Origin of the sequence: Microbacterium sp. BE35 (assembly GCF_031457705.1) — a bacterium.
Taxonomy (GTDB): Bacteria; Actinomycetota; Actinomycetes; order Actinomycetales; family Microbacteriaceae; genus Microbacterium; species Microbacterium trichothecenolyticum.
The window spans coordinates 440,805-466,240 of sequence record NZ_JAVDXD010000002.1; the positions used below are offsets into that span (position 1 = coordinate 440,805).

At 69.1% G+C, this 25,436-nt stretch carries 18 protein-coding genes; 16 read left to right on the top strand and 2 right to left on the bottom strand.

Annotation, left to right across the window (positions count from 1 at the left end):
* Nucleotides 1-138: 138 nt before the first annotated feature.
* Genes J2Y46_RS08265 through J2Y46_RS08275 form a run of 3 tightly spaced genes read left to right on the top strand, consistent with a single transcriptional unit; the run spans nt 139 to nt 3,979 of the window.
* A complete protein-coding gene (locus tag J2Y46_RS08265; protein WP_310241552.1) occupies nt 139-1,194 on the top strand; it encodes a homoserine dehydrogenase in 1,056 nt (351 codons plus the stop codon).
* Nucleotides 1,191-2,603: an aldehyde dehydrogenase family protein gene (locus J2Y46_RS08270; RefSeq protein ID WP_310241554.1), complete on the top strand. Its 1,413-nt coding sequence runs from the start codon at nt 1,191-1,193 to the stop codon at nt 2,601-2,603. Before J2Y46_RS08265 ends, J2Y46_RS08270 begins: the two co-directional genes overlap by 4 nt.
* Nucleotides 2,600-3,979, top strand: a complete 1,380-nt coding sequence (locus J2Y46_RS08275) for an aspartate ammonia-lyase (protein WP_310241557.1) — start codon at nt 2,600-2,602, stop codon at nt 3,977-3,979. Before J2Y46_RS08270 ends, J2Y46_RS08275 begins: the two co-directional genes overlap by 4 nt.
* 32 nt (nt 3,980-4,011) lie before the next feature.
* On the opposite strand, the gene J2Y46_RS08280 is transcribed toward J2Y46_RS08275, so the two are convergent.
* On the bottom strand, nt 4,012-4,455 hold the full coding sequence (locus tag J2Y46_RS08280; protein ID WP_310241559.1) for an Lrp/AsnC family transcriptional regulator: 444 nt from the start codon (nt 4,453-4,455) through the stop codon (nt 4,012-4,014).
* 121 nt (nt 4,456-4,576) lie between these two features.
* Between J2Y46_RS08280 and J2Y46_RS08285 the strand changes: the two genes are divergently transcribed.
* Together J2Y46_RS08285 and mmuM are read left to right on the top strand one after the other, a co-directional pair.
* Complete coding sequence (locus tag J2Y46_RS08285; RefSeq protein WP_310241561.1) at nt 4,577-5,848, top strand: aminotransferase class V-fold PLP-dependent enzyme; 1,272 nt, start codon at nt 4,577-4,579, stop codon at nt 5,846-5,848.
* Nucleotides 5,848-6,744, top strand: coding sequence for a homocysteine S-methyltransferase (gene mmuM, locus J2Y46_RS08290; protein WP_310241562.1), 897 nt, complete (start codon nt 5,848-5,850; stop codon nt 6,742-6,744). Before J2Y46_RS08285 ends, mmuM begins: the two co-directional genes overlap by 1 nt.
* Nucleotides 6,745-6,835: 91 nt before the next feature.
* On the opposite strand, the gene J2Y46_RS08295 is transcribed toward mmuM, so the two are convergent.
* The gene (locus J2Y46_RS08295; protein WP_310241564.1) at nt 6,836-9,853 is read right to left on the bottom strand and encodes a glycoside hydrolase family 38 C-terminal domain-containing protein; all 3,018 of its coding nucleotides are present in this window, start codon (nt 9,851-9,853) and stop codon (nt 6,836-6,838) included.
* A gap of 104 nt (nt 9,854-9,957) precedes the next feature.
* On the opposite strand from J2Y46_RS08295, the gene J2Y46_RS08300 reads away from it, so the two are divergent.
* From J2Y46_RS08300 to J2Y46_RS08350, 11 genes are all read left to right on the top strand, one after another.
* On the top strand, nt 9,958-10,608 hold the full coding sequence (locus tag J2Y46_RS08300) for a prolyl oligopeptidase family serine peptidase (protein WP_310241566.1): 651 nt from the start codon (nt 9,958-9,960) through the stop codon (nt 10,606-10,608).
* Nucleotides 10,609-10,699: 91 nt separating this feature from the next.
* Nucleotides 10,700-12,106 (top strand): extracellular solute-binding protein, encoded by a 1,407-nt coding sequence (locus tag J2Y46_RS08305; RefSeq protein ID WP_310241568.1) that lies wholly within the window; start codon nt 10,700-10,702, stop codon nt 12,104-12,106.
* Between the two features lie 71 nt (nt 12,107-12,177).
* Nucleotides 12,178-13,164: a sugar ABC transporter permease gene (locus J2Y46_RS08310; RefSeq protein WP_310241569.1), complete on the top strand. Its 987-nt coding sequence runs from the start codon at nt 12,178-12,180 to the stop codon at nt 13,162-13,164.
* Nucleotides 13,161-14,096 (top strand): carbohydrate ABC transporter permease, encoded by a 936-nt coding sequence (locus tag J2Y46_RS08315; RefSeq protein WP_245619508.1) that lies wholly within the window; start codon nt 13,161-13,163, stop codon nt 14,094-14,096. The genes J2Y46_RS08310 and J2Y46_RS08315 overlap by 4 nt, the downstream gene beginning before the upstream one ends.
* A 30-nt stretch (nt 14,097-14,126) precedes the next feature.
* On the top strand, nt 14,127-17,870 hold the full coding sequence (locus J2Y46_RS08320) for a hypothetical protein (RefSeq protein WP_310241570.1): 3,744 nt from the start codon (nt 14,127-14,129) through the stop codon (nt 17,868-17,870).
* Nucleotides 17,867-19,264 (top strand): Gfo/Idh/MocA family oxidoreductase, encoded by a 1,398-nt coding sequence (locus J2Y46_RS08325; protein ID WP_310241572.1) that lies wholly within the window; start codon nt 17,867-17,869, stop codon nt 19,262-19,264. Before J2Y46_RS08320 ends, J2Y46_RS08325 begins: the two co-directional genes overlap by 4 nt.
* On the top strand, nt 19,261-20,274 hold the full coding sequence (locus J2Y46_RS08330) for an acetylxylan esterase (protein WP_310241574.1): 1,014 nt from the start codon (nt 19,261-19,263) through the stop codon (nt 20,272-20,274). Before J2Y46_RS08325 ends, J2Y46_RS08330 begins: the two co-directional genes overlap by 4 nt.
* Nucleotides 20,275-20,283: 9 nt before the next feature.
* Nucleotides 20,284-21,279, top strand: coding sequence for a LacI family DNA-binding transcriptional regulator (locus J2Y46_RS08335; RefSeq protein WP_045297162.1), 996 nt, complete (start codon nt 20,284-20,286; stop codon nt 21,277-21,279).
* 358 nt (nt 21,280-21,637) lie between these two features.
* Nucleotides 21,638-22,654 carry a LacI family DNA-binding transcriptional regulator gene (locus J2Y46_RS08340; RefSeq protein ID WP_310241577.1) on the top strand — a complete coding sequence of 339 codons (1,017 nt, stop codon included), beginning with the start codon at nt 21,638-21,640 and terminating at the stop codon, nt 22,652-22,654.
* Between the two features lie 64 nt (nt 22,655-22,718).
* Nucleotides 22,719-24,389, top strand: a complete 1,671-nt coding sequence (locus J2Y46_RS08345; protein ID WP_310241578.1) for an ABC transporter substrate-binding protein — start codon at nt 22,719-22,721, stop codon at nt 24,387-24,389.
* Between the two features lie 64 nt (nt 24,390-24,453).
* Entirely contained in the window at nt 24,454-25,431 is a 978-nt protein-coding gene (locus tag J2Y46_RS08350; protein ID WP_310241579.1) for an ABC transporter permease, read from the top strand.
* Nucleotides 25,432-25,436 lie beyond the last annotated feature (5 nt).

Here is a 25,436-nt window from a genome sequence, read left to right on the forward strand (position 1 = left end):
GCGCGAGGGTGATTCGGGCAGACCTTCTCCGCGGTGGTCAGTCTGACATCCTGTGCGAGCGATCTGTCAGGCGCGGGCTGACGCGACCGCTGGGGATGCTGAGTCGAACCTCTTCCCGATTCTTTGAAGGAGCTCGACGTGGACCGTCATGACATTGCGCTGATCGGCTTCGGCGGCGTGAACCGCGCGCTGGCGCAGATCATCCTCGACCGTGGTGACGAACTCGCCGCCGACCTCGGCTTCGCTCTGCGCGTCGTGGCGATCACGGACCTCCGTCTGGGATCGCTCATGCAGGCCGACGGCATCGACCTGGCCGACGTGTTCGCCATGCGCGACGGCGAGACCTTCGCCGGCCGCCCCGGGGGAACGGCGGCGCCGCAGAACGACTACGTGATCCGCAACAGCACGGCCGACATCGTGGTCGAAGCGACCTTCACCAACCCCATCGACGGGGAGCCGGGGATCTCGCACGTGCGCGCCGCGCTGGAGAGTGGGAAGAGTGTCACCACGACGAACAAGGGCCCGGTCGCGCTGGCCGGGCTCGAGCTGAACCGCCTCGCGGCCGCGAACGGCGTCACGTTCCAGTACGAGGGCTCGGTGGTCAGCGGCACGCCGATCCTGCGGTTCGCCTCCGAGACGCTTCAGGGGCTGCGCATCGACGCGGTCGAGGGCATCCTCAACGGCACCAGCAACTACGTGCTCGGTCAGATGGAGTCGGGCATGACGCTGGACGTCGCGGTGGCGGAGGCTCAGTCGCTCGGTTACGCGGAGGCTGATCCGACGGCCGATATCGAAGGCTCCGACGTGCAGCTGAAGGTCGTGATCCTCGCCAACGAGCTCCTCGGTGCCGACATCACCACGGCCGACGTGACCCGGCGGGGGATCTCCGAGGTCTCGGCCGCCGACATCATCGACGCGGCGGCGCAGGGCAAGCGCTACAAGCTGATCGGGTCGGCGTTCCGCAACGCCGCCGGGACGGTCACCGCCAAGGTCGAGCCGGTGGCGCTGCCGCTGACGCACCCGCTGGCCAGCGTCACCGGCCCGACGAACGCGGTGTCGTTCGACACCGATCTGCTCGGCACCGTGACCGTCTCCGGCCCCGGGGCGGGGCGCATCGAGACCGCCTACGCCCTGCTGTCAGACATCATCGCGATCGACGCGCACCAGCGTGCTCGCGTCGAGGCCGGCCGGTGAGCACGGTGGAGGACACGCAGGCCATCATCTCCGGGTACCCCGACTTGATCGTCACGAGCCCGTTCGATGGTGAGGTGATCGGCGCCGTGCCGCAGAGCGGTCCGGCCCAGCTCGAGCAGATCCTGCAGCGTGCTCGCACCGGGTTCCGGCTGTCGCGGTCGTTGTCGCGGTTCTCGCGGCACGAGATTCTCCAGCGGGCGTCGGCGCTGCTGCGCGAGCACGCGGAGACCGCCGCCGACCTGATCGTGCGTGAGGCGGGAAAGACAGTCCGGCAGGCACGAAAAGAGGTGTCTCGTGCGGTCATGACACTCTCGCTGTCGGCCGACGCGGCCCGCTCCGACCCCGGGGAGGTCGTCCCCTTCGATGCGTTCCAGGGGTCCGAGAACCGCCGCGGGTGGTTCACCCGCGAGCCGCTCGGCGTCATCGTCGCCATCACCCCCTACAACGACGCGCTGAACCTCGTCGCGCACAAGCTGGGGCCGGCCATCGCCGGCGGCAACTCTGTCGTCCTCAAGCCGTCGCAGCTGACCCCGCTGACCGCGCGGTTCCTCGTGGACCTGCTCATCGACGCGGGCCTGCCCGACGAGATCATCACTGTGGTGCACGGCGACCGTGAACTGGCGCAGGCGCTGATCTCGGCCCGCGAGGTGCGCATGGTCTCCTTCACCGGTGGGTTCGCGACGGGGGAGGCGATCGCCCGCAACGCCGGTCTGAAGAAGCTGGCGATGGAACTGGGCGGCAACGCACCGGTCATCGTGTTCTCGGACGCGGACGTTCCCGCCGCGGTCGAGGCGTGCGTGTCGGGCGCGTTCTGGGCTGCCGGGCAGAACTGCGTGGGCGCGCAGCGCATCCTGGTGCAGCGCGAGGTGTACGAGGAGTTCCGCGACCGTTTCGCGGCGCAGACCGTCGCCCTGAATGCCGGCGACCCGCGAGACGAAACCACCGATGTCGGCCCGATGATCTCCATCGCGTCGGCCGAGGCCGCTGAGCGGCTCGTGGAGGATGCCGTCGCTGCCGGCGCACGTGTGCTCGCAGGGCACCGGCGGGACGGGGGTGTGTACTGGCCGACCGTCGTCGAGAGAGTGCCGTTCTCGTGCGAGCTGTGGGCCGACGAGGCGTTCGCGCCGGTGGTCGTGCTGTCGCCGTTCGACACCGAGGAGCAGGCGATCGCGCAGGCGAACGATGTCGACTACGCGCTGCACGCCGCCACCTTCACTCGCGACATCACACGTGCGCTGCGCGTGTCGGAGCAGCTCGACGCCGGCGGCGTGATGATCAACGACTCCTCCGACTACCGCGTGGACAGCATGCCGTTCGGCGGCTCGAAGTACGGCAGCATGGGCCGCGAGGGCGTGCGATTCGCGTACGAGGAGATGACCCAGCCCAAGGTCGTCTGCATCAACACATGAACCGCTTCGAAACCCGACTCGAGCGCGATTCGCTCGGCGAGCTGGAGGTGCCCGCCGACGCCTACTGGGGCATCCACACGGCCCGGGCCCGCGAGAACTTCACGATCAGCAGCACGCCGATCTCACAGCATCCCGATCTCATCGACGCGCTCGTCACCGTGAAGGATGCCGCCGCCGCCGCCAACCATGAGCTCGGGCTGCTGCCGGCAGGCGTGACGGACGCCATCGCGGTCGCCTGCCGCCGGGTGCGCGACGGCGAACTGCACGACCAGTTCTGTGTCGACGTGCTGCAGGGCGGCGCGGGCACCAGCACGAACATGAACGCCAACGAGGTGATCGCCAACGCCGCCCTGGAGCACCTGGGGCTGCCGCGCGGCCGCTACGACCTGGTTCACCCCATCAACGACGTGAACCGGAGCCAGTCGACCAACGACGTCTACCCGACCGCGGTCAAGATCGCCGTGGCGAGGGGCCTGCTGCGGCTCATGCCGGCGCTGGAGGAGCTCGCCGCGGCGTTCGAGGAGCGAAGCGTCGCGTTCGGCTCGATCGTCAAGATCGGCCGCACCCAGCTGCAGGATGCCGTGCCGATGACGCTCGGCGACGAGTTCGCCGCGTTCGCCGTGGCCATTCGCGAAGACGTGACGCGCATCGGCGACACGGTGCCGCTGCTGCTGGAGTGCAGTCTGGGCGGGACCGCGGTGGGAACCGGAGTGACCGCTCCGGCCGGCTATCGCGATGTCGTTCTGGAACGGCTCCGCGAGCGTTCCGGGCTCCCGGTGACCCCGGCGGCGCACCTCTTCGAGGCGAGCTGGGACGCCAGCGCCTTCCTGCAGTCGTCCGCGGTGCTCCGCCGCAGCGCGATCAAGCTGTCGAAGATCAGCAACGATCTGCGGCTGCTCGCCAGCGGTCCGCAGGCCGGGCTGGGTGAGATCCGCCTGCCGGCCAGGCAAGCCGGGTCGTCGATCATGCCGGGCAAGGTGAACCCGGTGATCCCCGAGGTCATGAACCAGATCGCCTTCGCGGTGATGGGCGCCGACGTGACGATCGGCGTCGCCGCAGAAAGCGGCCAGCTGCAGCTGAACGCCTTCGAGCCGATCATGGCGCACTCGCTGCTGCAGTCGCTGAGCTGGGTGACCAACGGCGTCTCGGCGCTGCGGCGGTTCTGCGTGGAGGGCATCCAAACCAACGACACCGTGCTCGAGCGCTACGTCGCTTCGTCCGTCGGTACGGTGACCGCCCTGGTGCCGTCCATCGGCTACGAGGCGGCCGCCCACGCGGCTCAGCACGCGCTTCGCACCGGCATCCCGATCGCCGACGCGGTGGCGCAGCACACGGAGCTCTCTCGGGAAGAGGCGGCAGCGCTCCTCGCGCACTGAGGCGTTGCCGCCCGGATGCCCGGGCGGCAGTGTCACCGGCGATCGATCGCTCGCGACAGCGAGACCGCGGTCACGGTGTCGGCCACGCCGGGGAGGGCCGCGATCTGCTCCCAGATCTGACCCACGCGATCCATCGAGTCGGCTTCCAGCGTCACGAACAGGTCGTACGCTCCCGACAGCACGTCGCAGCGAGTGACCTCCGGGATGCCCCGCAACGCGGCGATCACCCGATCGTCCCGCATCCTGTCGACGCGATAGACCATGACCATCGCGGTCACGCGCGGCCGCGACGCGGTTCCCCTGATGACGCTGTAGCCGGCGATGACGCCGTCGCGCTCCATGCGCTCGATCCGCTGCCGCACCGCATTGCGCGACAGATGCACCTTGCTCGCCAGAGCGACCATCGGCATCCTCGCGTCCGCGGTCAAAGCGGCGAGCAGCTGCTGGTCGATGTCGTCCAGATGCGATGCGGCCATGGTGCCTCCGTGCAGGATTGGCAATTGCAAGTGTCGATGCCACACAGTACCGTAGATCGGGATGCCGTCGCAGATGGCTCCGCTTCATGCCAGGTCTCTTCGCGGGAAAGTAAGGAACGAAATGTCGCAACGGCCGGACCGCCGACGGGCTGAGACCCTGTCAGACCTCACCCTCGCCGTGCACGGCGGTAATCGCCTCGACTCCACGAAGGCGCTGCGGACGCCGTTGGTGATGGCGAACTCCTACGAGCTTCCCGACGATCCGAGCGACATCAGCTGGTCCGCCTCCGCGCCAGGGCTCTACACCCGGAACACCGGCGTCAATCAGGCCGGCCTCCAGGACAAACTCGCCGCCCTCGACGGCGGTGAAGACGCCGTGGCGCTCGCATCCGGCGTCGCCGCCCTGCACGCCGTGTTCTTCACGCACGTCCGCGTCGGCGATCACGTCATCGTGAGCGACGTCACGTACGAGGCGACCTGGAGACTGTGGACCGAACTCCTTCCGCAGCGATACGGCATCGAGGCGACATTCGTCGACGTCGGCGATCTGGACGCACTGCGCGCAGCCTTGCGCCCCCACACCCGGCTCGTCTGCATCGAGGCGATCGCGAACCCCACCACCAAGGTGGCGGACGTCGGTGCGATCGCGGAGATCACGCATGCCGCCGGGGCGATCCTCATGGTCGACTCCACGTTCACTCCACCGCCCTTCTACCGCCCGCTCGCCGACGGCGCCGATCTCGTCGTCCATTCCCTGACGAAGTACATCAACGGTCACGGCGACGCCATGGGCGGCGCCGTCATCGGCTCGCGCGAACTCATCGAGCCGATCAAGGCCGACGCCATGGTCGATGTCGGGGGAGTGATCTCGCCTTTCAACGCCTGGCAGATCCACCGCGGTTCGGTGACCCTCCCGTTGCGCCTCCGGCAGCACCTGGCATCCGCGCTCGCCGTCGCGGAGTTCCTGGAGAGCGATCGGCGCGTGGAGTACGTCTACTATCCCGGCCTGCCGTCACACCCCGAACACGACCTGGCGACGCGGCAGTTCGGCGGTCGCGGGTACGGCGGGATGATCGCCTTCGCCGTGGCCGGCGATCCCGACACCCAGAACCGGTTCGTCGCCAACCTCCGCCTCATCACGTCGGGCTTCTCTCTCGGGCACGACGACTCACTGATCGTGCACACCGGAACCGATGGCGCTCGCGTCGCCACCTACCCGCTGCCCTTCCGCACGTTCGGTCATCTGCGTCTCTCGGTCGGCATCGAAGAGACCTCCGACCTGCTCGCAGATCTCGAGGCGGCCCTCGATGCGACGTTCCCGTCGTCGGGGTGCCTCGTCGAGCCTCGTGCCGCAGACTCCGCCCTGACCCGATCGGGGAGGATGAGCAGGTGATGAACCCGACGACACCTCGCGTGATCGTGCTCGACGGCGGACTCTCCAATGCGCTCGCCGAACGTGGTCATGACCTCACCGACGAACTCTGGACTGCCCGACTGCTGCGCGATGCTCCGGGCGAGGTGGCTGCCGTGCACCGCGCGTACTTCGACGCGGGCGCGCAGGTCGCCACGACCGCGAGCTATCAGGCGAGCGTCGCCGGATTCGAGCACAGCGGCATGACGCGCGCCGAGGCGGAGAACCTCATCGCACGGAGTGTGACGATCGCCCGCGAGGTGCGCGACGACGTCGCCGATTCAGCCGGTGACGACGTCGTGCGTCTGGTGGCGGCATCCGTCGGTCCCTACGGTGCGGTGCTCGCCGACGGATCGGAGTACCGGGGCCGGTACGGGTTGAGCCGCGCAGCGCTTCGCGACTTCCACGCCCCGCGAATCGAACTGCTCGCGAGCGCGGGGCCCGACATGCTCGCCTTCGAGACGATCCCCGACCTCGACGAGGTCTCGGTGCTCCTGGATCTCGCTGACGAGTTCGCGATCCCCGCCTGGTTGTCGTGCACGGTCTCGGGGGATCGACTTCGCGACGGCCGGCCGGCAGTCGAAGCCTTCGCCCTCGCCGGCGGCCATGACTCCATCGTGGCCGTCGGGGTGAACTGCTGCGCACCCGACGATGTGCTGCCGGCGGTGCGGGCGGCGACCGCCGCGAGCGGCAAACCCGCCATCGCCTACCCCAACTCGGGCGAGACATGGGACGGCGCAGCACGCCGATGGATCGGCGACGCGGAGTTCGACCTGGCCCTCACGACGGCGTGGGCGGAGGCGGGCGCGCACTTCATCGGTGGATGCTGTCGCATCGGGCCGTCAACCATCGCCGCGATGGCACGCGCACTGGGTTGACGATCCCGCTCCCGGTGCAGCTGCGTGGCGCGATGACGTGGGATCGGGGGCCGGAGATGCGCGACGAGAGAGGGTCCGAGCTCCGCTCCTCTCAGGGCCGGCGTCGGTAGCGGAGCGTGACGATCTCGAACGGCCGCAGCTCGAGCGTCGCCGATGAGGCGTCGTGCGCATCGCCGGTCGGGCGTTCGAGGAGGTCGGTGCGCTCGCAGCCCGCCGAATCGAACAGCGCCGTCACCGACACCGATCCGCGTCCGCCGGCCGACTCGTAGAGCCGGAGGATGACGTCGCCGGACTCGTCGTCGGCCAGCTTGACGGTCTCCGCCACGACCGTCTCGCTGCGAAGAGCGAAGAGGGCTTCGGCGGCGTGGTCGCCGACCACGCGTCGCACGGGCCGGTTGAGCCGGTACCCTTCGGCGACGGCATCACGGATGCCGGCATTCGGCCGCAACGCGATCCGCAGGGTGTGCGTGCCCTGGTCGGCCACGGGGTCGGGGAAGCGGGGTGCGCGGATGAGCGACATGCCCAGCGTGGTGGAGCGCCCGCCGCCGGTGCGCGGCGTCCGGCGCGCGTCGTGCCCGTAGGTGGAGTCGTTGGCGACCGCGACGCCGTAGCCGGGCTCGCCGATGTGCACCCAGCGATGCGCGCAGAACTCGAAGCGCGCGGCCTCCCACGAGGTGTTCTCGTGCGTGACGCGGTTGATGTGGCCGAACTGCGTCTCAGCCGCGGTGGCGTCGGCGTGCACGTCGATGTCGGTGTAGAGCTTCAGGAGCTTCTGGCTCTCGTGCCAGTCGATGACCAGCTCGAGATCCAGCGCGGGCGCGCCGGGTGCGAGTGTGAGCCGCTGCGTGACCCGCGACGCTCCGAAGGAGCGGACCACGACCACCGCCGCCGATCCGTCGTCGCCTGCGACCACGTCCAGCGAATCGGGGTGACCGGTGTCGAGCGGGGTGGCGTTGCGGCGATAGTGGTCGTCGATGTCCCAGGCATCCCATTCGTTGGGCGTGTCGCGATGCAGCACCAGCCGGTTCGCCGCACCCCCCGGAGCCACCGCCTCGCGGCCCGACACCGCGTCGACGAGCGAGACGACGAGACCGCGCGCGTCGATGACGGCTCTCAGTACGCCGTTGTCGACCAGCACTCCGCCGTCGGGTCGGCGCTCCCAGGTCGCCGCCGATGCCGTCTCGTCAGGTGCGGCGATCGCGAACGCGTCGACGCCGTGGCCGGGCAGCGGCATCGGATTGGCGACGAGCGGCGTCGATCCTCTGCCGACGAGGGCCGCCGCGCTGCGATCGATGATCGTCGTCAGTTCCTCCTGGATCCGCGCGTGGTCGCGCTCGGCCTCGCGGTGGACCCAGGCGATGGAGCTGCCCGGCAGGATGTCGTGGAACTGCAGCAGCAGCACGTTCTCCCAGGCTCGCCGCAGTTCGTCGTAGGGGTACGGCTCACCCGTGCGGACCGCGGCCGTCGCCGACCACAGCTCCGCCTCGTGCAGGAGCCGCTCGCTGCGTCGGTTGCCCTGCTTGGTGCGCAGCTGCGAGGTGTAGGTGCCCCGGTGCAACTCGAGGTACATCTCACCGGACCACACCGGTGCGTCCGGATACTCCGCCTCGGCATCCGCGAAGAACCGGCTCGGCGCGGCGATCTCGACGCGAGGAAGGCCTTCCAGGTCGCGTGACCGCGCGGCCGCGGCGAGCATCTCGCGGGTCGGCCCTCCGCCCCCGTCTCCGAACCCGAAGGGCACCAGCGAGGTCGTGGCGGCACCGGCGTCCTTGAAGTTGCGCTCGGTGTGCAGCAGCTCGGCGGGAGTCAGCTCGGAGTTGTACGTGTCGGCCGGTGGCAGATGGGTGAAAACGCGTGTGCCGTCGATACCCTCCCACCAGAACGTGTGGTGCGGCAGCTGATTCACCTGGCTCCACGACAGCTTCTGCGTCAGGAACCAGCGGTTGCCCGTCCCGCGGACGATCTGAGGCAGCGCCGCCGAGTAGCCGAACGAGTCCGGAAGCCACACCTCCTCGGTCTCGACGCCGAGCCGCTCGCGGAAGTACCGCTTTCCGTGAAGGAACTGCCGGATCATCGACTCGCCGCCGGGCATGTTGGTGTCGGACTCGACCCACATGCCGCCGACGGGCACGAACCTGCCGGCCCGCACCTGCTCGCGAACGCGAGCGAACAGCGCAGGGTGGTGCTCCTCGAGCCACGCGTACTGCTGTGCGGAAGAGGCGGCGAAGACGAAATCCGGATGCCGCTGCATGAGGTCGAGCGCGTTCGCGAAGGTGCGCGCGACCTTGCGGATCGTCTCGCGGGTGGGCCACAGCCACGCGGAGTCGATGTGTGCGTGGCCCACCGCGACGATGCGATGACTCGACGCGTGCGCGGGGGAGGTGAGAAGGGGTGCGATGGCCTCGCGGGCAAGAGTCGCGGTCCCCGCGACGTCGTCGGGATCGACGATGTCGAGCATCCGCTCGAGTCCCCGCACGATGGCGTGGTGCCGGGGGGAGTCCTGCGGGAGCTCGAGCAGCAGGCCGCTGAGCACTCGGATGTCCTGCAGCAGCTCCCAGGCCGTCTCATCCCTCCGGACGAAGCCGATGGCGCCGAGCCGGTAGAGCGCGACGTCGCCCGATGTCAGCTTGTCGCCGAAGGGCGTGGCCGCGAACGTCCACTCGCCGGCGACGTCCGGGTTGGCGGCGGCCTCGATGTAGAGGGTGACATCGCCTTCGGCATCCGCCTCCACCGGCAGATGGTGGCTCCGCGGCGACACCGCCTTGAGCACGCTGCCGTCCGGGCGGAATGCCAGACCCTCGACCTGGAAGCCCGGACGATCGGCGGTGAAGCCGAGATCGCAGACGATCTCGGTGTGCTCGGGACTCCACCCCTCCGGCAGTCGCCCGGAGAGGCGGAACCACGTCGAGCTCCAGGCGCGGCCCCACGTCCAGCCGGCCGGAGTCGGCTCGTACTCGCGGTCGACCGCGTCCGTGAACGGGACCGGCTCGTCGGGAACGGACCAGTGTGCGACCTGCAGTGGCTGGAACTCGGGGTGGACGGCGGGCTCGAGCCGTTCTCTGGTGAACCTCCGCAGGCGTGCCTGTACGTGCGACCGGTCGTCGTGCACCTTTGCTCCTCACTGCCGGGCCCCCGCATCTTCGCATCGGAGTTGCCCGTCCCCGAGCGTACATGCAACGCTGTGGGAGCAACAACCGGTTTCAAAGGTGTGAGATGACTTCCAAAGCCCTGGTCCTCCCTGGTGGGAGCTATCGCCGGCATGCGCCGCACGAGGCCGAGCCCGTCGCCTCGTGGCTGCGCAGTCTCGGAATCGACGCCGACATCCTGCGGTACCCCGTCGGGATGCCGCATCCTGCCGCGCACGACGCGATCGGAGCCCGCATCGCTCAGCTGCGCGCGGCCGGAGCCGACCGGGTGCTGCTGGTGGGGTTCTCCGCCGGCGGACACGCCGCCGGTCTGGCCGCGCTTCGTCCTGCGGGCTCGACCGGCCGCGTCGACGGACTGGTGCTGGGGTATCCGGTCGTGTCACTGGAAAAGCACTCTCATCAGGGATCCAGTGAGGTCCTCTTGGGTGACGCTGACACGGCCGAGCGCCGGATCGCGCTCTCGCTGGAGTCTCTCGTCACCGCCGATGCGCCGCCATCCTTCCTGTTTCATTCGTTCGACGACGAGAAGGTCCCGGTCGAGCATTCGCTACTGCTCTCGTCGGCACTGCACCGGGCGAGGATCCCGCACGAGCTGCACCTGTACCCTCTCGGCGGGCACGGCTGCGGGCTCGGAGGCGACCTCGTGCCGTGGACGCACGCCTGTGCTGCATGGCTCGCGCGCGGGGGGTGGCTGCCGGATGGTTCCCCGCCGGCTTGACATCGGAATCGATTCACGCCAGAGTGTTGAAACCGGTTGCGATTTGCATCGAGCTCGAAGTGCACGCCGAACTACGAGGGAGTAGAGACAAATGACACACCAGCGCTGGGTTCGCGTGGGCGGGCTCGTCACGGGCTTCGCCGTCACGGGACTGCTCGTCAGCGGATGCGCGGGCGGCTCCGCGCCCACTTCGACGCCGTCGTCGGAGGCGGTGGCATGCGACCCGGACGCCGACGTGACGATCACGGTGGGGGAGCGACCGACGCCCGACCAGACGGCCAACCTCGAGGCGTGGGAGAACGCGGTCGCGCAGTTCGAGGACGACCACCCCAACATCACGATCGATGACGAAGAGACGAAGTACGACGTCTCCACATTCCCCGCGCTCCTCGTCGGCGGAACGCTGCCGACGACCCTGCAGGTCCCGTTCACCGACATCCAGTCGCTGATCGAGCGCGGCCAGGCCGCCGACATCACCACTTACGTCGAGAACGACGACGTGCTGAGCCAGTTGAACCCGCAGCTGAAGGCCGTCACGGAGGACGCCGACGGTCACACCTACGGCGTGGTGCGGGCCGCCTACACGATGGGTCTCATCTACGATCGCGCGCTCTTCACCGAGGCAGGCCTCGATCCCGACGCCCCGCCCGCGACGTGGGACGAGGTGCTGGATGCCGCCGCCACGATCTCGGAGGAGACCGGTCAGACCGGCTTCATCATCCCGACCACCGCCAACACCGGCGGCTGGCTGCTGACGTCGATGTCGTACTCGAACGGCAACCTCGTCGAGGAGGTCGACGGCGACACCACGACCGTCACGCTCGACACCCCCGGCATGGAGGCCAGCCTGCAGTTCCTGCACGACGTGCGATGGGAGGAGGATGCGGCCGGCGCCAACTTCCTCTACGACAACAACGCGATCCGCGACGACATCGCGGCCGGCTCCATCGGCCAGAGCCTCAACGGCGCGAACCTGTACAACAGCCTGGTGATCGGCCGCGGCATGCCGAAGGAGGACTTCGGGCTCGCCCCGTTCCCGACCGGCGACGACCCCGTGGGCGTGCTCGGCGGCGGCAACATCCAGTGGTTCAATCCGAAGGCCACGCCCGACCAGCTGTGCGCGGCCCTGGAGTGGACGAAGTTCTACTTCCTGAACCGCTACGTCGACGAGGAGGCCGCCGTCACATGGGCCGAGGCGCAGGTCGCCGACGACCTTCCGGTGGGTCTGCCCGAAGTGCCGGTCGTCTCGGACGAGCAGTACGAGACCTACCTCGGCTGGATCGAGCCCTACATCAACGTGCCCCGAGAGAACTACACGGCGTACCTCGACAGCCTCGCGACCGCGACGATCGTCCCCGAGCCGGCGAAGAAGGCCCAGGAGCTGTACGCGGCACTCGATCCCGTGGTGCAGGCGGTCCTGACCCGCGAGGACGCGGACTTCGCCGAGCTGCTCGAGTCCGCACAGACGCAGGTCCAGGACCTGGTCGACGCCGGATGATCCGGTCCGGTGGCCGCGGGCAGTCGCGGCCACCGGACGCATCCAGCCCGAGAACATCGACGGGAGACACCGTGACCGCAACCGCCCCGCCCTTCGTCGGCCTGCCCGCCGACGCGGCCGCTGCCGACTCGGTACCGCCGCCCGTCGCTCCACGCAGCCGCAAGAGCCTTCCGGCGCGATTCCTCGCGTGGGTGCGCAACGGCGGGGTGCCGACGCTCGTCATGTTCCTGCCGCTGCTGCTGACGTTCGGCTATTTCGCGTGGTGGCCGATCCTCAAGAGCCTCATCCTCGCCTTCCAGCAGACGGACCTCATCAACGATCCGTCCTGGGTGGGCCTGCGCAACTTCGAGCGCGTGCTGGCAGACCCGTTGCTGTGGACCGCCGCCGGCAACACGGTCTGGTTCGCCGTCCTGGCTCTGCTCATCGGGTTTCCGCTTCCGATCCTGATGGCGATGGTGATGGCGGAACTTCGCCGGAGCCGGCAGATCTCGAGCGTGCTCGTCTATCTCCCGGTCATCATCCCGCCGGTGGTGAGCGTCCTCCTCTGGAAGCAGTTCTACGACCCGTCGTCCTCCGGGCTCTTCAACACCGTGCTCGGATGGTTCGGACTCGGCCCGATCGGCTGGCTTCAGGACCCCGCGCTCGCCATGCCCAGCATCGTCATCCAGGCGACCTGGGCGACGGCGGGCACCGCGACGATCATCTACCTCGCGGCGCTCATGTCGATCCAGGCGGAGCTCTACGACGCCGCCGAAGTCGATGGCGCATCGATCCTCCAGCGCGCCTGGCACGTGACGCTTCCCCAGCTGCGCAGCGTCATCCTGCTCATGCTGCTGCTGCAGATCATCGGCACCATGCAGGTCTTCACCGACCCGTTCGTCATGACCGGCGGCGGACCCGAGAACCGGACGGTGACCCTCCTGATGCTCATCTACAACTACGCGTTCCTGTCGGGCGACTTCGGCAAGGCGACGGCCCTGAGCCTGATGCTCGCCGTCGTCCTGAGCGTGATCTCGGCGATCTACCTGCGGCTGACGCGGAAGTGGAGCGAATCGTGACCTTCGTGACCACCACGGTCCGCGCGATCGGCAAGCAGAAGGCGGCGGAGGAATCCGAGGACCGCAGCAACGTCTCAGCGCTCGACCGGTCCCGGCGTTCGGTGCGTCTCACGACGCGGATCCTCGCCGTCGTCCTCATCGCGTGCCTGGTCGTCGTGTCGTTCGGGCCGTTGCTGTGGCTGTTCAAGGCGGCGCTGTCGACCAGCCAGGACATCCTGAAGTATCCGTTCGAATGGTGGCCGAGCGGCATCCAGTGGCAGAACCTGCCCGATGCCTGGTCGCAGATCCGCATCGGCCAGTACCTACTGAACACGGTCTGGATGGCGGCGGGGTGCTGGTTCTTCGGGCTGCTGGTCGCTCTCACCGGCGGCTACGGAATCTCGATTCTGAAGCCCCGGTACGCGAAAGTCGTCAACGCCGGCGTCCTCGCGACACTCTTCATCCCGGGTGTCGTGTCTCTGATCTCGCTGTACGTGACGATCCTCGACGTGCCGCTGATCGGCGTCAATCTCGTCAACACGTACTGGGCGGTGTGGCTGCCGACCGCTGCCAGCGCCTTCAACGTGCTGCTGGTGGCCCGCTTCTTCGACCGGCTGCCGAGAGACGTGTTCGAAGCGGCGCGGATCGACGGCGCCGGGGTCTTCCGCGTGTTCTGGTCGATCGTCCTGCCGATGTCGCGCCCGGTGATCGGCGTGGTGTCGCTGTTGACGATCGTCGGCTCGTGGAAGGAATTCCTCTGGCCGCTGCTGGTGCTGCCTTCGCCAGATCTGCAGCCGCTGTCGGTCGGGCTGTACCGCGTCAGCGACACCGCTCCGACGAGTCTCCTCATGGCGGGCATGTTCATCTCGGTGATCATCCCCATCGCGCTGTTCCTGATGTTTCAGCGCCAGTTCCTCCGCAGCGCCGGCCAGGCCGGCGCGATCAAGGGGTGACCACGGCGGTCACCCGGATCGGATCAGTAAATGTCTCCCATGCACCGGCGCACTGTCGCGCCCGTCGCGGCGATGCTGACGGCATTCGCCCTGGTCGTCGGCATCCTGTTCGCCACCTCCTCGCCGGCGCGGGCGAGCCTCACCGAGTCCGACTCGTTCGAAGGCTGGACGACCAACGTCTCGGGCACGCCCGACTTCGTGGTGTCGGCTGACACCGCGGTCTCCCACGACGGAGCGACCGCGGCGCGAGTCGAGTACGCGTCCCCCTACTCGAACAGCTACGTCGATCTCCGCCAGAACATCCGTGCGACCGGCGGCACCACCTACGCGATGAGCGCGTGGGTGAAGACGAAAGACCTCTCCTCGTCGGGCGCCGCGTACTTCGTGCTCAGCGGCGACCACTCGCAGCGCGTCGAGCTGCCCGCCGGCACGAACGACTGGACCAAGCTCGAGTGGACGTACACCCAGCCGCTCGGCAGCATGACCTTCGTCATGCGGCTGCTGGTGCGCGGCGTGGGAACGGTGTGGATCGACGACGTGCGGATGACCGCGCCGGCGAGCCAGGCCAACCTCGTGATCAACCCGTCGTTCGAGGAGCACGACCCGCCGCCCGGAACCCTGGCCTTCACCGACACCGCCCTCGTCTACGGCGTCGGCGACGCGCACATCGGCGTGACCACGCTGGCGAGCAGCGTCACGTGGGACGTCCGTGCCTCCTCCGGGCAGCGCGTCGACTCCGGCGCGGAAGTCGTCGCGAACGGCGAGGCATCCATCGATCTGACCGCGCTCCCCGCCGGCTATTACTCCGTGACGATGTCGGTGACGGCGCCTGTCGCGGCGACGCGCACCGCGACGCTCGCCATCGTCGAGGAAGCGGCGGAGGCGGCGTCCGCAGATCATCCGGTGGGCCTCGCCGTCCACGTGAACCGGTACTCCGTCGACCAGGTCGACAGCCTGATGGGCCCGCTCGGCGCGGGAACGCTGCGCGAAGGACCGTCGTGGGACACCATCGAGACGTCGCCCGGGGTGTACCAGTTCCCCGCGCACTTCGATGCGCAGCTCGCCGACGCGAAAGCCCGCGGTGAGCGGCCGCTGGTCATCCTGGCGTACTTCAGTCGCTGGTACGACGGCGGGAAGACGCCGAGCTCGCCAGAGGGCATCGCGGCGTTCGCGAACTATGCCGCCGCCGCCGCGGCTCACTACGGCTCGGACGTGGACTACGAGATCTACAACGAGTTCAACCACACCTTCAACAACGGCGCCTGCGGCATGACCGCCGCCTGCTACATGGACCTTCTCGTGCCGGCGGCGGCGGCGATCCACGCCGCCGCCCCGGGTGCGCGCGTCGTGGGGCCCGTCAGCGCCGGCGCCAAGTGGGACTTCATGGAGGACCTCTTCGCCCTCGGCGCGCTCGAACACCTCGACGTCGTCAGCTACCACACGTACGACTTCCCCGTGGCGCCGGAAGGGCGCACCGAAGCCGGCGTCGGGACGCTGCGCGCCTTGATCGAGCAGTACGCGCCGGGCTCCGGCATCCCGATCTGGCTCAGCGAGCACGGCTGGACGACGACCACCGGGGGCACCACCGAACTGCAGCAGGCCGCCTACATCGTGAGGTCGGCGGCGCTGCTCGAAGCGGCGGGTGTCGACCGCGTCGTCTACTACGAGCTGATCGACTCGGGCGCCAATCCTGCCGAGCAGGAGCACAACTTCGGCATCTCGCGCCTGCCCACCGACGGCGGCACGGCGCTCACCCCGAAGCCGGCCTATCCCGCGCTCGCGGTGTTCAACCGCCTGACCGCCGGCCGCGAGCTCTCGGGCCTGCAGCGCCTCGACGGCGCCATCGTGGCGGAGTACACGGATGCCGCGGGCGACGTGCTGCGGATGATGTGGGCGACAGGCGACTCGGTGACCCTCGCGGCCGACACCGGGAGCACCGCGCGTCTCGTCAAGGGAGACGGCCGATCGTGGCGCGCTCAGCCGAACGGCCGCGTCGAGGTCACCGTCGGGGCGAACCCCGTCTACCTGACCGGCACGCTCGCGACGCCCACCCGCGTCGCCGACCCCGCCGTGCACATCGACACGCCGGACCAGGTCCCGCTCGACGGCGCACCCAGCGTCGGCGTCACGGTCGACCGCGCCACGCTCGGAGTCACCGGGGACGTGTCGGTGTTCGGACCGGTCGGCGCAGGCACGACGCTCACCGGAGCAGCGGCGGAGGCGGCCGGCGCGGTCACGCTGGCATCGATGCGCGAGCTCGGCCCTCACCCGGTGGCGTACACCGTGCGCAGCGGCGACGCGGTCATCGCGTTCGTCGACGACATCACGACCGTCGTCGAGAACCCCGTGCTGTCGCTCGGTCCCGTCGCCGACGAGGAGGGCGCCGCTCTCGCGCTGAACGTGCAGAACCTCGCCGGAGCGCCGACGGCCGAGGTCGACGACATCGCGTGGACGGTGGGCTCGGTATCCGGCACACAGCCGGCGGTACAGGTCGCCGGAGGCGATACGGCTGCACTGCAGCTGGACCTCGGCGACGTCGCCACGTGGCAGCCGTACCCGTTCACGGTGACCGCCTCCGCCGGGTCGAAGGAGCGCAAGCTGGCGGGGACGACCGCGTTGGCCCCGATCGCCGCGGCACCGTCGGACGGCACCCCGGTGCAGTGGAGAGAGCGCGGCACGTACGTGCCGCTCAGCGGAGCCGTCGCGACGGCCGACGACCTCGGCGGCACCTTCACCGTGTCGTGGAGCGAGGACGGGCTCCGCGTGCGCGCTGACGTGCAGGACCAGGACCACACCGCCGCGGCGACGATCGACAGGCTGTGGGCGGGCGACTCCCTGCAGTTCGCCGTGGCCCGGGGCCTTCCCGGTGCCGATCCCGCATCGCGGGTCGAGCTGGGCGCGTACCTCGGCGCGGATGGTGCGGGCGTGTACCGCTACACCGCACCCGTCGGTGTCGTCGACGCCGCAGCCGCGATCACGCGGGACGGCACGACCACCTCGTACGACCTGACGGTGCCCTGGGACGTGCTCGGTGTCGACCCCGCCGATGGCGCCTTCTCGTTCTCGATCCTCGTCAACGACAACGACGGCGGCACCCGCGAGGGATTCTACGAATGGGGCAGCGGGATCGGCTCCGGCAAGAACGCAGCGCTGTTCTTGCCGGTCGTGCCGGTCGCGCCGGTCCCCGCGGCTCAGGCCAGCGGCATCGAGGTCGACGGCCGGCCTCTCGACGGCTTCGCGCCCGAGCGCACCGCGTACGAGGCGTCCGCGCTCGCCGGAGGACCCTTGCCGGTGATCACCGCGACCGCGGGCGACGGCATCCGCCTCGAGGTGACGCAGCCGGCGGATGCTCCCGGCACCGCGACCGTGGTCGCATCGGCAGACGGGCGGCCGAGTACGACCTACACGATCGCGATCGAGCGTGTCAGAGGCGACGATGCCGCGGTCGAGGCATCCGTCACAGCGCGCTGTGTCGGCGATCGCGTGCAGTACCTCGTCTCGGTGCGCAACACCTCGGAGTTCGCGTCGGATCTCCGCGCGACCTCGTCGTTCGCAGACGAGAAACGGTCCGGCGTGCCCGCGCATGCGACGAGGGTGATCGAACTGCGATCCGCGCAGACGACGACCGATGCCGGGCATGTCCGGGTCGCCGCATACGTGCCGTATCTCGCGCCCGATCGCGCAGCGTCGTACACGAGCGTGGATCTGCCGGTTCCCGCCCGCGACTGCACGCGCAGCAGCGCCTCATCAGACGAACAGGGAGACCTTGAATGACCGCACCCACCCGTTACGCGATCGTCGGCACCGGAGCCCGCGCGCAGATGTACATCGAGGCGCTGAGCGGACCCTACGCCGACATCGCCGAGCTCGTCGCCTGGGCCGATCCGAACCCGGGGCGCCTGGAGTGGAACGAGCGGAAGGTCCTCGCGGCCGGCCGGCCGGCACCGACCCGGATCGATGCGGCGGCGCTGTCGGACGCGGTCGACCGGCTGGACATCGACCGGGTCATCGTCACCGCGCCCGACTTCGCCCACGCCGACCTCGTGGTCGCCGCACTCCACGGCGGCGCCGATGTGGTGGTGGAGAAGCCGTTGACCACGGACGCGGACGGCGTCCGTCGCATCGCCGAGGCGGTCCAGGTCACCGGTGGTGCGGTGACCGTCACCTTCAACTACCGGTACTCGCCGCGCAACGCCGCGCTCAAGCGCGTCATCGAGAGCGGCGAGATCGGCGACGTCACCTCTGTGCACTTCGAGTGGCTGCTCGACACCTCGCACGGTGCCGACTACTTCCGTCGCTGGCACCGGCAGAAGCACAACTCGGGCGGTCTGCTCGTCCACAAGTCGTCGCACCACTTCGACCTGGTCAACTGGTGGATCGCCGACCTGCCCGTCCGCGTCTTCGCCAGCGGCGGACTCCGCTTCTACGGAGCGCAGAACGCCGCGCGACGCGGGCTGGGGGAGAGGCCCGAGCGCGGCACCGTCGACGCCGCCCGGCGGGATCCGTTCGCGCTCGACCTGCGCGAGCACGACGTGCTGCGCGGGCTGTACTACGAGCAGGAGCAGCATGACGGGTATCTGCGCGACCGGGACGTGTTCGACGAGGGCATCAGCATCGAAGACAACCTCTCGCTCGTCGTCGACTACGCGACGGGTGCCAGCATGACGTACGCGCTCAACGCGCATTCCCCGTGGGAGGGGTACACCGTCGCCGTCAACGGCACGGCGGGTCGTGCCGAGTTGTCGGTCGTCGAGCGCGGCGCCATCCTGCTCGACGGGTCCGGGCGACAGCACGTCGTCGACCCGAGCGCGCGCCCCGAATCGGTCGCCGACGAGACCGGACGCCCGGTCGGCGAGCGCCTGGTGGTCCAGCGGCACTTCGACGCGGCGCGTGAGGTTGCGATCCCCCACGCGGCCGGCGGACACGGCGGCGCCGACGACGCCCTGCTTCGTGACCTGCTCCTCGGAGCGGAGGCCGATCCGCTCGGGCAGGCCGCGACCTGGCTCGACGGCGTCCGCGCCATGGCAGTAGGTGTGGCGGGCAACGACTCGCTTGCCGCCGGAGCGCCGGTGCTGATCCGCGACCTCCCCTTCGGCGCCGCCGCGACCGCACTGGCCGCTGCCGAAGCAGGGCAGGCCGTCGGCATCCCGGTGGCGGTGTCCCGATGACGAGGTTCGATCTTCCGGTAGAGGAGCTCCACCGCTTCGGGCCGGACGTCGCAGAGCCCGACGACTTCGACCGGTTCTGGGCTCAGACCATCGCAGAGGCACGGGATGCCGGCGGCCGCGTCACCGTCACCGACGTCGACGTGCCGCTGCGCGCCGTCGAGGCGCGCGAACTCACCTTCCCCGGGTTCTCGGGCGATCCCGTGCGGGCCTGGTACCTCCGCCCGGCGGGCGTTGCCACCGACCTGCCCGCGGTCGTCGAGTTCCTCGGGTACGGCGGCGGGAGAGGGATGCCGCAGCAGCGGCTCACCTGGGCGGCCGCGGGCTTCGCCCACATCGTCATGGACACGCGCGGGCAGGCGGCCGCCGACACCGCCGACCCCCACGGGTCGGACCCGAGCGTGCCGGGGTTCCTGACGCGCGGCATCGGAGATCCGGCGACCTACTACTACCGCAGGGTCTTCACCGACGGCGTCCGATGCGTGGACGCGGTGCGCGGTCTCGAGGGCATCGACCCCTCCGCGGTCGCCGTCGCCGGCGGCAGCCAGGGTGGCGGCATCGCGCTGGCCGTCGCCGGACTGCGCCACGATCTCGTGGCGGCGATCGTGGACTACCCCTTCCTCTGCCACTTCCGCCGCGCCGTCGGGATGACCGGGCGCGAGCCCTACCAGGAGGTCGCCCGCTACCTGGCGATCCACCGCGACCGCACCGACGCGGTGTTCCGCACCCTGTCGTACTTCGACGGCGTGAACTTCGCCGCGCGGGCGACTGCGCCCGCACTGTTCTCTGTCGGCCTGCAGGACCCGGTGTGCCCACCGTCGACGGTGTTCGCGGCGTACAACGCGTACGCGGCATCCGTGAAAGAAATGGTGACATTCGAGTTCAACGAGCACGAGGGCGGCGGGGCCGGGCACTGGCCGCGCCAGGCGGGCTTCCTCGAGGAGCAGCTGGCCTCCGCCGCGCGTGCCGACCGCATGCGGGGCATCCCCGTGCTCGCGGCCCCGGGTCAGTAGGATCACGAGATGGTCACGCAACGCGCTGTGCGCTTGAGCGACGTCGCCGCAGTGGCAGGCGTGTCGAAGGCGACGGCGTCGAAGGCCCTCAACGACAGCCCCGTCGTGTCTGCGGCGACCAAGGCGCGCGTGCGCGAGGCCGCCGAACGGCTCGACTTCCGTCCGAACGCGCTGGCGCTGTCGTTCGCCTCGGGTCGCAGCCGAACCGTCGGCCTCCTCACGCATCGGGCGACGGCGACCTTCTCCCGCGCCGTCGTCATGGGAGCGATCCTCGAACTGGGCCGCCGTGAGCGCGCCGCGCTGGTCTTCGACGGGCGCATCAACGCCCACCACGAGATGACCGAGAGCATCCGCACCCTCCGCGACCGTCGCATCGACGGGCTCCTCGTCGTCGGCGCAGGCTTCGGGCGGGTCACACCGTCCATCACCCACCAGTTCGAGGTTCCGGTGACATACGCGTTCGCGGCATCCGACAACCCCGATGATTCCGTGTTCGTGCCCGACAACGAGCACGCCGGCTACCTGGCCGCGCGCCATCTGCTCTCGCTCGGCCGCACACGGATCGCCCATGTCACGGCGGATGCCGACGACCTCGCGGTCCGACGCCGCGAAGCGGGCTTCCGCCGCGCGCTCGCCGAGGCCGGCGTGCCGTCGCTGCCGACCCTCTACGGCAGCTGGCGGCGCGAGTGGGGCGAGCAGGCCGTCGGCGCGCTGCAGTCGTCGGGTACGGAGTTCGACGCCGTGTTCTGCGGCAACGACCACATCGGCTTCGGGGTGCTCGACGCCCTCGAGACCGCCGGGATGGACGTGCCGGACGACGTCGCCGTCGTGGGCGTCGATAACTGGGAGGAAGTCATCCTCGACCAGAAGCTCCGGCGCCTCACCACGATCGACCTCGACCTGACCGGCGTGGGGCGGGTGGCAGCCGACAACGTCATCGAGCCCGCGGCGACAGGCGGCGAGCGGTTCGTCGAGCCCCGGCTCATCCTCGGTCCGTCGACCTAGGACGCGACGCCGATGACGTGACCCGGCGGCGAGACGTGAACCTCGCGATCTGAGCGATTGCGACGCGCCGCGGGATGCGGGCGGTGGACGCGGCGACGGGAGCCGAAACTCCGGTCGGCTGGCTTTCGGGCCGACCGTGTCGGCGCGGAATCTCGCGGTTCTGTGCGATGCCCTCGCGGACCGATTGGGCGGCGACTGCGGCGGGCGAGACAGCCTCGCCACCGATGATCATGAGATCCGACTCGGTCGGGTGAGGCAGCGGTCGCTGCGTACTTGACCTATTGACTAACTCGCGTTAGTCTCGTCCCGCACGGAACTAACTCGGGTTAGTCCCCTCATTGGGAGCAGATTCACATTCATGTCAAAGACGACTCGACGGCCGGTCACCATGAAGGACGTCGCACTGCACGCCGGCGTATCGCGTACTGCTGTGTCGCTGGTCCTGAATGGTCGGCACTCGGTGTCATTGGCGGACGAGACGAGGGATCGGGTACTCGCGGCCGCTGCCGAACTCGGATATCGGCCGAACGCGGGGGCTCGCGCCCTCGCGCAGCAGCGCAGCGACTGGTACGGGCTGGTCACCGAGATCGTTACGGCGCCGTTCGCGGTCGACATCATCAAGGGCGCCCAGGATAGGGCGTTCGCCGACGAGAAGTACCTGCTCATCGCGTCCACGGAGTCGGACCGGGATGCCGAGACCGCCGCGATCGAGCGGCTCCTGGAGCAGCGCGTGGAAGGGCTGCTCTACGCGGCGACGTGGCACCGGGCGGTCGAGCTCCCGGAGATCGCACGCGAAGTGCCCACCGTTCTCGTCAACTGCTACGACGCAGAAGGACGATACCCCGCGATCGTCCCCGATGAGCGCGTCGGCGGTCGCCGCGCGACCGAGCGCCTCCTCGCAGCCGGACACCGGCGCATCGGGTTCGTCAACCTCGACCCCGAAATCCCGGCAGCCGTCGGCCGACGTGTCGGCTATCACGAAGTGCTCAGTGAGGCGGGGATCGCGCTCGACGAGAGCCTTGAGATCTCCGGACACGCGACCGCCGACGGCGGGTATGTCGCGGCATCCGCCCTGCTCGACCTCGCCGACCCGCCTACCGCGATCTTCTGCGCCAATGACCGGATGGCCATGGGCGCATACGACGCGATCAAGGAACGTGGTCTGCGCATTGCCCAAGATGTTGCCGTCATCGGGTTCGACAATCAGGAGCTCATCGCGGCCTACCTGAGGCCGGGCCTGACGACGGTCGCACTGCCCTTCGGACAGATGGGCGCCCAAGGCGTGGATCTCCTCGCCGCCATGATCGCGGGTCAGTCGACCGGCACGGGAACCGTGACGGTCGACTGCCCGCTCCTAGAACGCGCGTCGGTGTGACTGGACATCCCGTCCGACGCGCAGCCCCTTCGGCTTCAACGAAGAAGAAAGGAACACCCTCATCATGACAGTTCACCGCAAAGCGGTGCTGATCGCCGCCGCAATGGCGGCCACAGCAGCACTCGCCCTCTCCGGCTGCAGCGCCGGCGGAGGCGATTCCGCGGACTCGCTCGACGGCTCCCAGCTGCTGACGATCCCGCGCGAGGACATGGGGACGTTCGATCGCAACTTCAACCCGTTCGCGAACCCCGACTTCCCGATGACCCAGGTGGCCATCTACGAGTCCATGCTCATCTACAACCCCGCCGACGGTACGACGACGCCGTGGCTCGCGACCGACTGGGAGGTCGCGCCCGACAGCTCGGGCATCACGTACCACCTGCGCGAAGGCGTGAAGTGGTCCGACGGCGAGCCGCTCGTCGCCGACGACGTCGTGCTCTCCTTCGACCTGCAGCGCGAGGTGCGCGGCGGATTCGACTACATCGAATCGGTGACGGCGGTCGACCCGCTCACGGTGCAGTTCGATTTCAACCAGCCCTTCTCTCCCGCGCTGCTCGACATCGGCCAGCAGGTCATCGCCCCTTCCCACATCTGGAACGACGTCGATGACCCGACGAAGTTCGCCAACGAGGACCCGGTCGGCACCGGTCCCTACACCGAGATCACCAACTTCCAGGCGCAGTCGTTCGACCTGGGCAAGAACCCGAACTACTGGCAGCCGGAGAAGCAGAACATCGAAGGCATCCGGATGCTGGCCTTCGCAGGCAACGACGGCGCGAACCTCGCCGCCGCCAACGGCGATGTGGACTGGGCGCCTCAGTTCATCCCGAACATCGACGAGGCCTATGTCGCGAAGGACCCGGAGCACCGGTTCTATTGGTTCCCGACGACCGGGTCGATGATCAGCTGGCAGTTCAACACCACCAAGGCACCGTTCGATGACGAGAACGTCCGCAAGGCGCTGTCGATGGCGGTCGATCGCGAGCAGGTCACCGAAGTCGGCATGCAGGGGTACACCCACCCGGCCGACTGCACCGGTCTGTCTGGTTCGTACGACACCTGGCGTGACCAGGCCGTCGTCGATTCGTGCACGTGGACGGAGCGTGATCTCGAGGGTGCGGGCGAGTTGCTGGATGCCGCGGGCATCACGCTCGGCGCCGACGGCAAGCGCGTGCTGCCCGATGGCTCCCCGTTCGCGTTCGACTTCTCGGTCGGCTCGACCTCGAGCGACTGGGTGTCGGTCGGCAACGTCATCTCGCAGAACCTCGCCGAGCTCGGTGTGACCGTCACCGTGGCGGCGAAGGATTGGGGCGATGTTGTCGCCGGCTACGAGAACGGCACCTTCGACTCGGGCATCGTATGGAGCGCCAACGCCCCGACGCCGTACCAGTTCTATCGCGGTGTGATGTCGACCGAGACGGTGAAGCCGGTCGGTGAGCAGACGTTCGACAACTACCACCGCTACGGCAACCCGGAGGCCGACGCGCTGCTCGCGCAGTTCGCCGCGAGCTCCGACGAGGCGCAGCAGCAGTCGATCATGAACGATCTCCAAGCGCTGTTCGCCGAGGCGGCCCCTGTGGCGACGCTGTTCCCCGGGCCGGAGTTCGGCGCCGCCAGCACGCTGCGCTTCACGGGTTGGCCGAGCGAGGACGACCCGTACGCGCCCCTGGGCGGCGTGCGTGCGCGCACCGCCGTGCTCATCCTCACCAGCCTCGAACCGGTCGTCGCGGACTGACACATCGCGTCGTCCTGCTGCGCCGCCGCCGCGCGGCGCAGCAGGACGACCGTGGAGACACATCATGGGCTACATGCTGCGGCGCTTCGGGTTCTATCTCGTCGCGTTCTGGGTGTCGATCACCCTCAACTTCTTCCTTCCCCGCTTCATGCCGGGCGACCCCGTGTCGCGCATGGTCGCGCGGCTGCAGGGCCAGATCCGCCCCGACCAGATCGAGGCGCTGAGAGAGTCGTTCGGACTCAGCGACGCGCCGCTCTGGGAGCAGTATCTGCGCTACCTCGGCCAGATCTTCACCGGCAACCTGGGCTTCTCGATCTCGCGATTCCCGACGCCCGTCATCGACGTCATCTCCAGCGTCATCGGCTGGACCTTTCTGCTCGGCTTCGTGTCGCTGATCATCGCCGTCGTGATCGGCAACGTGCTCGGGATCCTCGCCGCGTGGCGCCGCGGCGGCGTTCTCGACTCCTTCGTCCCGCCTCTGCTCATCTTCATCGGCTCGTTCCCGTACTTCTGGCTGGCGATGGGGCTGCTGTACCTCTTCGGCGTCACGCTCGGATGGTTCCCACTGCGCCACGCGTATGCGGTAGGCACCGCTCCGGAATTCTCCCTCGCGTTCCTCGGCGATGTCGCGTACCACCTCATCCTCCCGGCCACATCGATCGTGCTCGTCTCCGTCGGCGGCTGGATGCTTGGCATGCGCAACACGATGATCGCCACCAACGCCGAGGACTACATCGTGATGGCCGAAGCGAAGGGTCTGCGGGCGAACCGCGTGATGATGCAGTACGCAGCCCGCAACGCCCTCCTGCCGTCAGTCACCGCATTCGGCATGTCCCTGGGGTTCGTCGTCGGCGGCGCGCTGCTCACGGAGGTCGTCTTCGCCTACCCGGGCATCGGCTACACCCTGCTCGCCGCGGTGCAGAACCTCGACTACCCGCTCATGCAGGGGCTCTTCCTCACGATCACCACGGCCGTGCTGATCGCCAACTTCCTCGTCGACATCGTGTACGTGCGCCTCGATCCGCGCGTGCGCGTGAGCTGAACGGA